Source organism: Klebsiella sp. Lac1, from assembly GCF_009825425.1.
Lineage (GTDB): Bacteria > Pseudomonadota > Gammaproteobacteria > Enterobacterales > Enterobacteriaceae > Klebsiella > Klebsiella electrica.
Map to the genome: position 1 here is coordinate 676,207 of NZ_VJZJ01000003.1, position 12,275 is coordinate 688,481.

The window sequence follows — 12,275 nt, forward strand, 5'->3', positions numbered from 1 at the left end:
CAGGATTCCACTTCTGTGGAATTAGCGGTTATAGTGGCACTATCGGGCGCAGGCGGAGAGCCTTACAGCCACACCCTACGGAACCACAAAACAACGGGAGATGTACATGACCTGGGAATATGCGCTAATTGGGCTAGTTGTCGGTATCATCATCGGTGCCGTCGCCATGCGTTTTGGCAACCGCAAATTACGTCAACAACAGGCGCTGCAGTTCGAACTGGAAAAGAATAAAACAGAGCTTGAAGAGTATCGTGAAGAGCTGGTCAGCCATTTTGCCCGCAGCGCTGAACTGCTGGACAACATGGCGGATGACTACCGTCAGCTGTATCAACACATGGCGAAAAGCTCCAGCAGTCTGCTGCCGGATGCGATGGCGGAAGCCAATCCGTTCCGCAACCGTCTTGCAGAATCGGAGGCCAGTAACGATCAGGCGCCGGTTCAGATGCCGCGCGACTATTCTGAAGGCGCATCCGGCCTGCTGCGCGGTGGCGCAAAACGCGACTGATTTATCCCTGCCGGCAAAAAATATTACCCGGGCGCGCACTCTGCGCCCGCCTCAACCCCACATCCCAGCTATTATTTAATCATTGACCGCATTGTTAGCCGGTTGAAAATTCAATAACATCAGGCCATCCGGGACGTTTTTCCATACACCTCAGGTTACGAGAGCCAGCATCTAATGAAGAAACAGACTTTGCTGTTGAGTGCGTTAGCGTTAAGCATCGGGTTATCGTTGTCGGTTTTACCTACGGCGACGGCATCGTTACCCACGCAGGTACCCGGCCAGGGGGCGTTGCCAAGCCTTGCGCCGATGCTGGAAAAAGTGCTGCCTGCGGTCGTAAGCGTACAGGTTGAAGGGACCGCCGCCCCCGCGCAAAACATGCCGGAAGAGTTGAAAAAGTACTTTGGCGACAATGCGCCGCAGGAGCAGGCTCAGCCTTTTGAAGGTCTGGGCTCCGGGGTCATCATCGATGCCGCCAAAGGCTATGTACTGACTAATAATCACGTGATCAGCCAGGCACAGAAAATCAGCGTTCAGCTCAACGATGGCCGCGAATTCGATGCGAAGCTGGTCGGCAGCGACGATCAGAGCGATATCGCCCTGCTGCAACTACAAAATCCCAGCCATCTGACGCAAATCGCCATCGCCGACTCCGATAAACTTCGCGTTGGCGATTTCGCCGTGGCCGTCGGGAATCCGTTTGGCCTCGGGCAGACCGCCACATCCGGTATTATCTCCGCGCTCGGTCGCAGCGGGCTGAACCTTGAAGGGCTGGAGAACTTTATCCAGACCGATGCCTCTATCAACCGGGGTAACTCCGGCGGCGCGCTGCTGAACCTGAACGGCGAGCTGATTGGTATCAACACCGCGATTCTGGCGCCAGGCGGCGGCAGCATCGGCATTGGCTTTGCCATTCCGAGTAATATGGCGAAAACCCTCGCTCAACAGCTGATCCAGTTTGGCGAAATCAAACGCGGTCTGCTGGGAATTAAAGGCATGGAAATGAGCGCAGATATCGCTAAAGCGATGAATATCGACGCTCAGCGCGGGGCCTTCGTCAGCGAAGTCTTAGCGAATTCAGGTTCGGCGAAAGCCGGGATTAAATCCGGCGACGTGATTGTCAGCATGAACGGTAAACCGCTGAGCAGCTTTGCCGAGCTGCGTTCGCGCATTGCCACGACGGAGCCTGGCACCAAAGTGAAGCTGGGCCTGCTGCGTGACGGGAAACCGCTGGATGTCGAAGTCACTCTGGATAAGAGCACTTCGTCTACCGCCAGCGCCGATCTTATCATCCCCGCGCTGCAGGGGGCATCGCTGAGCGACGGTCAAATGAAAGACGGCACCAAAGGCGTCACCGTCGACAACGTCGACAAAGGAAGCCCGGCGGCGCAGGTTGGCCTGCATAAGGACGATATCATTATTGGCCTTAACCGCGAGCGCGTGCACTCTATTGCCGAACTACGTAAAGTGCTGGAGAGCAAACCGGCTGTCATCGCCCTGAACATCGTGCGCGGTAACGAAAGCATCTATCTGTTGCTGCGATAACGCGTATTTCCGGACATCGCCCGCCGTGCGATGTCCGGATAACTCGTGCTATGCTGCGCATGTCCATCCATCAACGATACCGGTATCATGCCTGGAAAGCTTTTACGTTCTGTACTCATGGGGTTACTCGTCGGCGGCCTGCTTCTGGCCTTGATGCCTTCGCTGCGTCAATGGCATCTGTCGACGGCGACCCAGTACGATAGCGCGGACGAATCGCCCGCCAGCTATAATTCTGCCGTTCGCCGCGCCGCACCTGCGGTGGTCAACGTCTATAACCGCGCGCTGAACAGCACCAGTCATAATCAGCTGACTCTGGGCTCCGGCGTTATCATGGACCAGCGTGGTTACATCCTGACCAATAAACACGTCATCAATGATGCGGATCAGATTATTGTCGCCCTGCAGGATGGCCGCGTTTTTGAAGCCTTACTGGTTGGCTCTGATACCCTGACTGACCTGGCGGTTCTAAAAATTAACGCCAACGCCGGCCTGCCGGTCATCCCTATCAACCCGAAACGGGTGCCGCATATCGGCGATGTGGTCCTTGCAATTGGTAACCCTTACAACCTCGGTCAGACGATTACTCAGGGGATTATCAGCGCCACCGGTCGTATTGGCCTGAACCCTACCGGGCGACAAAATTTCCTGCAAACCGATGCCTCAATCAACCACGGTAACTCCGGCGGCGCGCTGGTGAACTCACTGGGCGAACTGATGGGCATCAACACGCTGTCATTTGATAAAAGCAACGATGGTGAAACGCCGGAAGGGATCGGCTTTGCGATTCCCTTCCAGCTGGCAACCAAGATCATGGATAAGCTGATCCGCGATGGCCGCGTGATCCGTGGTTATATCGGTATCAGCGGCCGCGAAATTGCGCCGCTGCATGCTCAGGGCGGCGGCATCGATCAGCTGCAGGGGATTGTGGTGAATGACGTCGCCCCGGATGGTCCGGCGGCTCAGGCCGGTATCCGCGCCAACGACGTGATCATTTCGGTGAATGACAAACCGGCGGTCTCCGCCCTCGAAACCATGGACCAGGTCGCGGAAATCCGCCCTGGCTCAGAAATTCCGGTGGTTATCATGCGCGATGACAAAAAAATCACGCTGCATATCGCTGTTCAGGAATATCCGGCGACCAACTAACCGCCATAAAAAAACCGGAGCCACTCAACTGCTCCGGTTTTTTATCGCATCGCCATGTTATTTATTGACGAACTCTTCGCCCATAGCGATATCTTTCTTCAGCGTATCCAGCATCCCTTCCAGCGCCTGTTGCTCAAATGCGCTCAGCTTACCGAAAGGCCGACGCTCTTCGATGCCGTTTTTGCCCAGCAGTAACGGCTGCGAGAAGAAACGCGCGTACTGGCCATCGCCTTCAACATAAGCGCATTCGACCACGCCTTTCTCGCCCTGCATCGCGCGCACTAAGGAAAGACCAAAGCGTGCGGCCGCCTGACCCATCGAGAGCGTGGCCGAACCGCCACCGGCTTTGGCCTCAACAACTTCGGTGCCGGCGTTCTGGATGCGTTTTGTCAGATCGGCGACTTCTTGCTCGCTGAAGCTTACGCCCGTAATCTGCGACAATAACGGCAGGATGGTCACGCCGGAGTGGCCGCCAATAACCGGCACTTCAACGTCAGATGCGGATTTACCTTTCAGCTCAGCCACAAAGGTATTTGAACGGATGATGTCCAGCGTAGTGACGCCAAACAGTTTGTTCTTATCGTAAACGCCCGCTTTTTTCAGCACCTCTGCCGCAATGGCCACCGTCGTGTTCACCGGGTTAGTAATGATACCGATGCAGGCTTGCGGGCAGGTTTTCGCTATCTGCTGTACCAGGTTCTTCACGATACCCGCGTTAACGTTAAATAAATCGGAGCGATCCATGCCTGGCTTACGGGCGACACCAGCAGAAATCAGCACCACATCAGCCCCGACAAGCGCCGGAGTTGCGTCTTCACCGGAGAAACCTTTGATTTTTACATCGGTAGGGATATGGCTAAGATCAACCGCCACGCCCGGCGTGACCGGAGCAATGTCGTACAACGAGAGTTCTGAACCTGAAGGCAGTTGGGTCTTAAGTAGTAGGGCAAGCGCCTGGCCGATTCCACCAGCGGCGCCGAGGACTGCAACTTTCATCCTAAACTCCTTATTATGGTTAATATAGTCTTTCGTTACTCCGTCGCCTGGACCTTAATTCACAAGATGAACAATTACAATAGGTTTGGTTGAAGAATGCGTTCTGTTGCGCAGCGATGCATCCGCTTCACATTTTCATCCCTGAGACTGACCATCCAGCAAAGCGTAGTACCGGATCGACTGTTGGTTACAATACACCCAGCTCGCTCGGCAAAACAACATCATTCTCATAACATTTGGTTTACTTTTACGGTGATTTACGCGCTGTGATGAAGGCATGTTCCTCAGCAGGGTTATTTGCTAAAATATGCCCCCTTCATAACATTATTTACTTTATCCTTCTGCGGATTATTTGCATAAAAATTCATTTCTATGCATAATGATGGTATTTTTACCACCATAATTGGGTGACTTATGCGAAGTTCGGCAAAACAAGAAGAACTGGTTAAAGCGTTTAAACTGCTGCTTAAAGAAGAAAAGTTCAGCTCTCAGGGTGAAATCGTCCAGGCGCTGCAGGAAGAAGGTTTCGATAATATCAACCAATCGAAAGTCTCCCGCATGTTGACTAAATTTGGCGCGGTTCGTACCCGTAACGCCAAAATGGAGATGGTCTATTGCCTGCCTGCCGAGCTTGGTGTTCCGACGACCTCCAGCCCGCTGAAAAACCTCGTGCTCGATATCGACTATAACGATGCCGTCGTGGTTATCCATACCAGCCCGGGCGCTGCGCAGTTGATTGCTCGCCTGCTGGACTCTCTCGGCAAAACGGAAGGCATTCTCGGCAGCATTGCCGGCGATGACACCATCTTTACGACCCCGGCCAGAGGCTTCACCGTCAAAGATCTGTACGACGCCATTCTCGTTCTGTTTGAACAGGAACTCTGAGGGCCCCCCCTCTGGTTCCTGCCAGAGGGCCGTTGCAAAAATATTGCATTTCTTTAACAGTTAGTGTGGTTTTCGCCCTCTATACATACTTTTACCGAATGTGCCGGCCATAAGCGCACAAAACATCAATACCCCCTATCCATATGATTTTAATCGCTATATTAGAGTTGCGTAGCGAGTAAATGACATTTCTAATTCTTATATGTTATAAAAAAGACAATTCTTTGTAATTATTTACTCAAATAACAATTAGCAGAGTATTAATATTTTTGGTGATTAGTGTATACTTGATTTTGTGATGAGGGTCACGAAACGAAGAGCCCTCAATAATAAGATTCGACGAGGTGAACATCATGAAAATCAAAACCACTGTAGCTGCACTAAGCATCCTGTCCGTTCTGTCCTTTGGCGCTTTCGCCGCTGACTCTATCAACAGCGATCAGGCGCAAGGCCGTCAGTCAATCGGTACCATTTCCGTCGGCGCGGTGAGTTCTTCCCCGATGAGTATGCATGAAATGCTGAACAAGAAAGCCCAGGAAGAAGGGGCATCTTCTTATCGCATTATCGAAGCCCGTACCGGTGACCACTGGCACGCTACGGCAGAGCTTTATAAATAAGACGTAACGATTGCCGGTTACTTACTGAATACGAATAATTTCCAGCGGCCCAGGTCCATTCAAAGCCTCCCGCCGCTGCAACAAATGGTTGGAGTAAAGATTATGAAACGTTCAATGATCATCGCATCCCTGGGCCTGGCTTCCGTTCTCTCCTTAGGCGCCAGCGCCGCCGTACATCAGGTCAACGCGGAACAAGCTCAAAACCTGCAGTCGATGGGCACTATCTCTGTTTCACAGGTAGGCAGCGCCCCGATGGATATGCGCCACGAACTGGCGGCTAAAGCCGAAAAAGAAGGCGCCAGCAGCTACCGTATTATCGAAGCCCGTACCGGCGATAGCTGGCACGCTACCGCTGAGTTGTACAAATAAACCCTCGTCGTCTTGTCCGACGACTTGCCCCCGCCTGTCGGGGGCTTTTTTATACCTGCCTGGCGTTAAACCGCAGCTCCCCTTCCAGTTCTTCTTCCGCTTCATCGAACAACAATATCAAGGCGCCAAAGCGCCGACGCTGCTTATCGTTTAAGTGAATAAACTCAATCTCCAGCGGCAACGGCAGCAGACCGCCGGTTACGGCTTCCCACAATGAATCCAGATTGTTCACCTGCTCGCGGTTGAGCGAGAAGCTCTGTGAAAACTCACGATAGAAATCCTGCTGATCGGCTATATCATCAAAATCAAATGTATAGATAGTCATCGCCCACACCCTGTCAACATCGCGCTATTATCACCCGCCAATACTGTCCATGCCTCCACGTGCCGGGGGTTCTCTCCCTGCTTCCCTGAACGAAACGCGAATATCCCCGACGATTAAGTATAGTGATAAAAAAACCGACGCTTCCGCGTCGGTTCAGGTTTAGCTATTGGTCAAGACATGCTGGTACTTACGCAGCATCTCCACCAGCCGCCGGACCGGTTCCGTCACCTGCGGCGACGCCTCCCAGACCTGCAGTTTTTCCTGATAAACGTCGAGCTCTTCTAACAAACGAGCGAAATAGCGACGTCGTTTATCATCACTGACTGCGGAAATGACATGGTCCGCGGTGCGTCGCAGCTGGCGGTGAAATGCCGACAGATCGTCGTTTACCGGCACAGGCGCATCGCGCAGACGCTGATGGGCAATAATCAGGGTCAGCGCCAGGCGGAAACGGGCAATATCACCGGGGAACTTATTCAGCAGCAGGAACAGCTGCTGATACAGCGCCGGCAAATGGTTCTCTTTGCGACGCGCGGTATTGGTCGTCAGCGATGACACCGCGGCCGAAACAAACTGATTCAGCAGCACACGCCCGGTACGCGCTTGTGAATTATCCCGCACCAGCAGAATCACCATCAGCGCAAGAAAACAGCCGACAATCTGGCCCAGCGCGCTATCGAGAAACTGGCTGAACTGAAACTGCATCGGGTTATCCAGTACCAGAATATTGATGGTACTCGCCAGCGCGCCCAGCGATCCCAGCCGCCGCTTTTGCACCTCAATTCCGATAAAGAACGCCATCGCCGCCAGGCTGATACACAGCAGCAGCATACTCTGCTGCGTGGCGGGCATAATCACCAGGAAGAACAGCGCCCCCAGCGGTAAGGCCGCCAGCGTACCGTAGAGAAAGTCTATCGCCACCATGCGTGGGTTAGGCAGGCGCATGGCGAGCGACGTCACTACCGCGATCATCACCATCGCCCCGCTGCCGGAAGTCCAGCCGGTCCACAGCCAGAACAGCGTCCCAAGGATGCAGGAAATGGAGGTGCGCCAGAAGTTGACCATCGCATGATGATGCTCGGCGGAACCCGCCTTTATCACCACTTCCCCCTGCAGCACTTCATCTTCAACCCGGCTAATCCTGGTATTGCCGACCACGCCGCGCTTCAACAGCAGATAGCGCGTCGCGGCGCCAACCCAGCTGTAAATCGTTACCGGCGTATTGTGCTCCCCCTTCCAGGTCAGAAAGCGGCGCATTCTTTTCAGCTGTCGATGGACGTCCTGCACGGTTTCAACCGGTTCGGCAAACAGCTCGCGGTAATCATTGGTGACGATTTCCGGGCGCGAATTCTGGATCAGGTACGTTTCGCAGGCCTGGGTAATCAGGGTTAAAGAAAGAGTATTAATCGCCTTCAGGCGCTGGTTCACCTTCGCCCAGCGCGAGGATTCCATAATCAGGTTGCCGCGCATTCCTTCCAGCGCGCTGGTCCGCCGCACCAGTGAACCCCATGCTTTATCGACCACTTCGCTGTCGCCATGCGCCACGCAAAGCTGCATCAGGCGGTACTGTTCTACCAGCAGGTTATCCAGTTCAAGATCGATCTCTTTCTTAATCGAGCGCGGGGAAAATAGCAGATCCGCCATGATGGCGCTGACAATACCCACCACAATCTCGCTGCAACGCTCAACGGCAAACTGCGGCGCCAGCATCGGGTCAGTATGAATGGTGATAACAATGATAAGCGCAGTATAGCCGGCCAACCCCCAGGCGTAGGAGTTTTCGACGCGAACCAGCGAGGAGATCCAGGTGCAGAAGCCCGCCCACAGACAACATACCAGCAGCATCAACAGCGGCGCACGAATCATCAGAATGATTATCGCCAGCGCCGCAATACAGCCGATAAACGTCCCGGCGATACGCAGCATCCCGCGATAGCGGATCGCGCCAGAATAGGGCTCTCCACCGGCGGCGAACGCCGGACCGGCGGTGACAATGGCCGCGGTGAGTACCGCCCAGCGCGGCGTTTCCAGTTGAAAATGGAAGCCGACAAAAAGCGACAGCACCACCGCGCACGCTAATTTAATCGCGAAGCGAAGGTGCCGGGGATAAATGGTGAAGATCCCCATAGCGATTAACCAAACTCACGCAGGCGCATCGCCAGTTTCTGGAAGAAGTTCGCCTGGGTTGTATCGCGGTCTTGTTTACCGGTAATCACCACCGTCGCGGTTGTCCCCGCAGGCCACAGATTGCCCTGCTGCTCATCGAGTCGAATACGAACCGGCACGCGCTGGGCCAGACGAACCCACTCAAGGTTAGAGTCCACGGAAGCCATCCCTTTGGCATCGCTGCTGCTGCTGGCGTTGGTTACCCCGGCGGCGATGCTGTCCACCGTACCTTTAATCGAGTGGCTGCTTCCCAGCGGGGTAATTTCCGCGCGGTAGCCCTGGCGTACCCCTTCCAGTTTGGTCTCTTCCAGGTAGGCCACCACGTAAAAGGTACCTTGTTTAACCAGCGCCACGGCTGTCGAACCGCGGGTAATAAATTCACCGCTGTAAACATTGAGGTTGGTCACCCAACCATCGGCTGGTGCGCGTACAACCGTGCGTTCCAGATCGAGCTTCGCCAGATCCCGACTGGCCACGGCTTTCGCCAGCTGATGCTCTGCCGTTTGTAAGACGTTATTGGCCTGGTCTATCTCTTCACGAGACATCGCCTGTACGCCCAGCTTATTACGGCGGCCGGCTTCAACACGTTTTTCCTGCGCCAGAGTCTGGTAGTAGTAAACATCGGCCTGAGCTTCTTCGAGGGCTTTCTGATAACGCGGCTGATCAATCACAAACAAAACCTGGTCTTTCTTAACCAGTTGGTTATCCTTGATATTTACCTGCGAAATCAGCCCCGAAACATCGGGTGCGATCGCCACGATGTCGGCGCTGAATCGCGCGTCGCGCGTCCAGGGAGACGCGGTGTAATAGACCCAGGCGCGAAAAATCGCGACAAATGCCAGGATAACCAGTATCACAGTGATTGCGGTACGGAAGATATTTCTTGTTAGTGTTTTCACATCGACCTCAAACGAACAAACGCGATATCAGATAAAAAAGGCAGCAATATAACGCGGTATTAAACAGTGCAGGGTGCCAGACAAAATCATAGATGCCGGTGGGAACCAGCAGTCGGTGTACCAGCCAGAAGATGGCCAGCGAGATTAGCAGCTCAAAGAAGATCGGCGGAAACGACAAGCCGAAAATCACGATGACAGGAAACAGACTCATGATGACCTTGGTAAGAAGCGTACAGGTGATGTAGTGAAGCGTTTATTATGTAGCTAACAATATAGTAACGTAATAATTGCAGCATGATCTATATTATGTGATCTAAATCACTTTTAAGTCAGAGTGAATAATGGAACGATTAAAACGCATGTCCGTTTTTGCCAAAGTGGTTGAACTTGGTTCATTTACCGCCACGGCACACCAGCTCCAGATGAGCGTTTCATCCATCAGCCAGACTGTCTCCAGACTGGAAGATGAACTCCAGGTGAAGCTGCTTAACCGCAGCACCCGCAGGCTTGGCTTAACAGAAGCCGGTAAGATCTATTACCAGGGCTGCCGACGCATGCTGTTCGAAGCGCAGGATGTCCATGAGCAACTGTACGCGTTTAATAATACGCCCATCGGTACGCTGCGCGTCGGCTGCTCTTCAACTATGGCACAGAATGTGCTGGCCCACATTACCGCCGGAATGCTGAAAGAGTACCCGGGCTTATCCGTTAACCTGGTCACCGGCATTCCGGCGCCGGATCTGATTGCTGACGGCCTGGATGTGGTGATTCGTGTCGGGGCATTGCAGGATTCCAGTCTCTTTTCACGCCGGCTTGGCTCGATGCCGATGGTGCTCTGCGCGGCGAAAAGCTATCTGCAGCAGGCGGGGATCCCGGAAAAACCAGCCGATCTCGCCAGCCATTCGTGGCTTGAGTATAGCGTGCGCCCTGATAATGAATTTGAAATCATCGCCCCGGAAGGGATCTCAACCAAACTGATTCCGCAGGGCCGCTTTGTCACCAACGACCCCATGACGCTGGTACGTTGGCTGACCGCTGGCGTTGGCGTGGCTTACGTTCCGCTGATGTGGGCAATAGAAGAGATCAACCGCGGCGAGCTGGAGATCCTGCTGCCAAGCTACCAGTCCGATCCTCGCCCGGTGTACGCGGTGTATACCGAGAAAGACAAGCTGCCGCTGAAGGTTCAGGTCTGCATTAATTCACTGACGGAGTATTTTGTCGAGGTGGCAAAAATTTACCAGGGGATGCACGGCCGGGGAATTTGCCGCTAGCGGCGACCCACAAAGCAGGAGTGTCGCCGGTGCAGGCTGCGCCTTCGCAAGATGCGAAGGCGCATTCAGAACACTCAGGCGGTTCCGCCAACGGTAAGGTTATCGACTTTCAGCGTCGGTTGGCCAACGCCTACCGGCACGCTCTGGCCCTCTTTACCGCACACGCCGACACCGCTATCAAGCTTCAGATCGTTACCGACCATGGAAATCTGCTGCATCGCTTCAATCCCGGAACCAATCAGGGTCGCGCCCTTCACCGCTTTTGTGACCTTCCCTTTTTCGATCAGGTAGGCTTCTGAAGTGGAGAACACAAACTTACCGGAGGTGATATCGACCTGACCGCCGCCAAAGTTAGGGGCATAGATACCGTAATCGACCGATTCAATAATTTCCTGCGGCGTCGATTTACCTGCCAGCATGTAGGTGTTGGTCATGCGCGGCATCGGCAGATGGGCGTACGACTCGCGACGGCCGTTACCGGTCGGCGCAACCCCCATCAGACGCGCGTTGAGTTTGTCCTGCATATAGCCTTTCAGGATACCGTTCTCAATCAACACGTTGTACTGACCCGGCGTCCCTTCGTCATCCACGGCCAGCGAGCCGCGGCGATTGGCAATGGTGCCATCATCCACCACGGTGCACAGTTCGGAAGCCACCAGTTCGCCCATATGGCCGCTGAATACCGAGGTCCCGCGACGGTTGAAGTCGCCTTCCAGACCGTGTCCTACCGCTTCATGCAGCAACACGCCAGGCCAGCCGGCGCCCAGCACCACCGGCAGCATGCCCGCCGGGGCGGCAACGGCGGACAAATTCACCAGCGCCATGCGCACCGCTTCTTTCGCCCAGGCATCGGCGCGGACTTCACCGTCTTCGGCGGCCAGGAAATAGTCATAGCCAAAACGACCACCGCCGCCGCTGGAGCCGCGCTCGCGTTTACCGTCGTCTTCTACCAGCACGCTGACCGACAGGCGCACCAGCGGACGAACGTCCGCCGCTAACGTCCCATCGGTCGCCGCAACCAGAATCAATTCATACACGCCGCTCAGGCTGGCGGACACTTCCTGCACCCGTTTATCCGCAGCGCGGGCGGCTTTATCGACGCGACGCAGGATATCCAGTTTCTCTTCGCGGCTCATGCTTTGCAGCGGATCGATACTGGTATACAGCGCGCCGTATTCTACCGCTCCCAGGGTACGCACTTTACCGTCGCCGCTATCGCGCACGATGGTACGGGCCGCCTGCGCGCTCTGTTCCAGCGCCAGCCGGCTGATTTGGTCGGCATAAGCAAAACCCGTTTTCTCGCCGCTGACCGCACGAACGCCGACGCCCTGGTCGATATTGTACGAACCATCTTTAATGATGCTGTCTTCCAGAACCCAGGATTCGTGATAGCTCGACTGAAAATAGAGATCGCCGTAATCCAGACGGCGCTCGGCCAACTGGCCAAGAATGGCAAAAAGATCCTGATGATTCAGGCCATTTGCTGACAGTAATTGTTCACTTACCAGGTTCAGACTCATCGTTATGCTACTCGTTTGTTGCCGCCTGTCAGGC

Annotated in this window: 13 protein-coding genes; 7 read left to right on the top strand and 6 right to left on the bottom strand. The window is 54.5% G+C overall.

Annotated elements, in window-relative coordinates:
• The first annotated feature begins 106 nt into the window (after positions 1-106).
• The 3 genes from zapG (at position 107) to degS (ending at position 3,193) form a co-directional block, all read left to right on the top strand.
• Positions 107-505, top strand: a complete 399-nt coding sequence (zapG, locus tag FNY10_RS22265; protein ID WP_100684869.1) for a Z-ring associated protein ZapG — start codon at positions 107-109, stop codon at positions 503-505.
• A gap of 174 nt (positions 506-679) precedes the next feature.
• Positions 680-2,047, top strand: coding sequence for a serine endoprotease DegQ (gene degQ / locus FNY10_RS22270; RefSeq protein ID WP_141963286.1), 1,368 nt, complete (start codon positions 680-682; stop codon positions 2,045-2,047).
• 87 nt (positions 2,048-2,134) lie between these two features.
• Positions 2,135-3,193, top strand: coding sequence for an outer membrane-stress sensor serine endopeptidase DegS (degS, locus tag FNY10_RS22275; RefSeq protein WP_100684871.1), 1,059 nt, complete (start codon positions 2,135-2,137; stop codon positions 3,191-3,193).
• A gap of 57 nt (positions 3,194-3,250) precedes the next feature.
• On the opposite strand, the gene mdh is transcribed toward degS, so the two are convergent.
• Positions 3,251-4,189, bottom strand: a complete 939-nt coding sequence (mdh, locus tag FNY10_RS22280; RefSeq protein WP_100684872.1) for a malate dehydrogenase — start codon at positions 4,187-4,189, stop codon at positions 3,251-3,253.
• Between the two features lie 414 nt (positions 4,190-4,603).
• On the opposite strand from mdh, the gene argR reads away from it, so the two are divergent.
• From argR to yhcN-B, 3 genes are all read left to right on the top strand, one after another.
• Entirely contained in the window at positions 4,604-5,074 is a 471-nt protein-coding gene (argR, locus tag FNY10_RS22285; protein WP_100684873.1) for a transcriptional regulator ArgR, read from the top strand.
• Between the two features lie 353 nt (positions 5,075-5,427).
• Positions 5,428-5,691, top strand: coding sequence for a peroxide/acid stress response protein YhcN (gene yhcN, locus FNY10_RS22290; protein WP_100684874.1), 264 nt, complete (start codon positions 5,428-5,430; stop codon positions 5,689-5,691).
• Between the two features lie 102 nt (positions 5,692-5,793).
• Entirely contained in the window at positions 5,794-6,060 is a 267-nt protein-coding gene (gene yhcN-B, locus FNY10_RS22295; RefSeq protein WP_160704358.1) for a DUF1471 family stress response protein YhcN-B, read from the top strand.
• Between the two features lie 49 nt (positions 6,061-6,109).
• Here yhcN-B and FNY10_RS22300 read toward each other — a convergent pair whose 3' ends face one another.
• From FNY10_RS22300 to aaeX, 4 genes are all read right to left on the bottom strand, one after another.
• A complete protein-coding gene (locus FNY10_RS22300; RefSeq protein ID WP_160704356.1) occupies positions 6,110-6,385 on the bottom strand; it encodes a barstar family protein in 276 nt (91 codons plus the stop codon).
• Positions 6,386-6,544: 159 nt separating this feature from the next.
• The gene (aaeB, locus tag FNY10_RS22305; RefSeq protein WP_141963284.1) at positions 6,545-8,512 is read right to left on the bottom strand and encodes a p-hydroxybenzoic acid efflux pump subunit AaeB; all 1,968 of its coding nucleotides are present in this window, start codon (positions 8,510-8,512) and stop codon (positions 6,545-6,547) included.
• A 5-nt stretch (positions 8,513-8,517) separates the two neighbouring features.
• The gene (gene aaeA, locus FNY10_RS22310) at positions 8,518-9,450 is read right to left on the bottom strand and encodes a p-hydroxybenzoic acid efflux pump subunit AaeA (protein WP_100684877.1); all 933 of its coding nucleotides are present in this window, start codon (positions 9,448-9,450) and stop codon (positions 8,518-8,520) included.
• Positions 9,451-9,457: 7 nt separating this feature from the next.
• Positions 9,458-9,661, bottom strand: coding sequence for a p-hydroxybenzoic acid efflux pump operon protein AaeX (aaeX, locus tag FNY10_RS22315; protein ID WP_004868260.1), 204 nt, complete (start codon positions 9,659-9,661; stop codon positions 9,458-9,460).
• 130 nt (positions 9,662-9,791) lie between these two features.
• On the opposite strand from aaeX, the gene aaeR reads away from it, so the two are divergent.
• Positions 9,792-10,721 carry an HTH-type transcriptional activator AaeR gene (gene aaeR / locus FNY10_RS22320; protein ID WP_100684878.1) on the top strand — a complete coding sequence of 310 codons (930 nt, stop codon included), beginning with the start codon at positions 9,792-9,794 and terminating at the stop codon, positions 10,719-10,721.
• A gap of 74 nt (positions 10,722-10,795) precedes the next feature.
• Here the strand turns inward: aaeR and tldD are convergent, their stop codons facing one another.
• Positions 10,796-12,241, bottom strand: a complete 1,446-nt coding sequence (gene tldD, locus FNY10_RS22325) for a metalloprotease TldD (protein WP_100684879.1) — start codon at positions 12,239-12,241, stop codon at positions 10,796-10,798.
• Positions 12,242-12,275: the final 34 nt, after the last annotated feature.

Coding starts and splice junctions, on each gene's coding strand:
- zapG (WP_100684869.1), top strand. CDS start 107: ATGACCTGGGAATATGCGCTAATTGGGCTAGTTGTCGGTATCATCATC.
- degQ (WP_141963286.1), top strand. CDS start 680: ATGAAGAAACAGACTTTGCTGTTGAGTGCGTTAGCGTTAAGCATCGGG.
- degS (WP_100684871.1), top strand. CDS start 2,135: ATGCCTGGAAAGCTTTTACGTTCTGTACTCATGGGGTTACTCGTCGGC.
- mdh (WP_100684872.1), bottom strand. CDS start 4,189: ATGAAAGTTGCAGTCCTCGGCGCCGCTGGTGGAATCGGCCAGGCGCTT.
- argR (WP_100684873.1), top strand. CDS start 4,604: ATGCGAAGTTCGGCAAAACAAGAAGAACTGGTTAAAGCGTTTAAACTG.
- yhcN (WP_100684874.1), top strand. CDS start 5,428: ATGAAAATCAAAACCACTGTAGCTGCACTAAGCATCCTGTCCGTTCTG.
- yhcN-B (WP_160704358.1), top strand. CDS start 5,794: ATGAAACGTTCAATGATCATCGCATCCCTGGGCCTGGCTTCCGTTCTC.
- FNY10_RS22300 (WP_160704356.1), bottom strand. CDS start 6,385: ATGACTATCTATACATTTGATTTTGATGATATAGCCGATCAGCAGGAT.
- aaeB (WP_141963284.1), bottom strand. CDS start 8,512: ATGGGGATCTTCACCATTTATCCCCGGCACCTTCGCTTCGCGATTAAA.
- aaeX (WP_004868260.1), bottom strand. CDS start 9,661: ATGAGTCTGTTTCCTGTCATCGTGATTTTCGGCTTGTCGTTTCCGCCG.
- aaeR (WP_100684878.1), top strand. CDS start 9,792: ATGGAACGATTAAAACGCATGTCCGTTTTTGCCAAAGTGGTTGAACTT.
- tldD (WP_100684879.1), bottom strand. CDS start 12,241: ATGAGTCTGAACCTGGTAAGTGAACAATTACTGTCAGCAAATGGCCTG.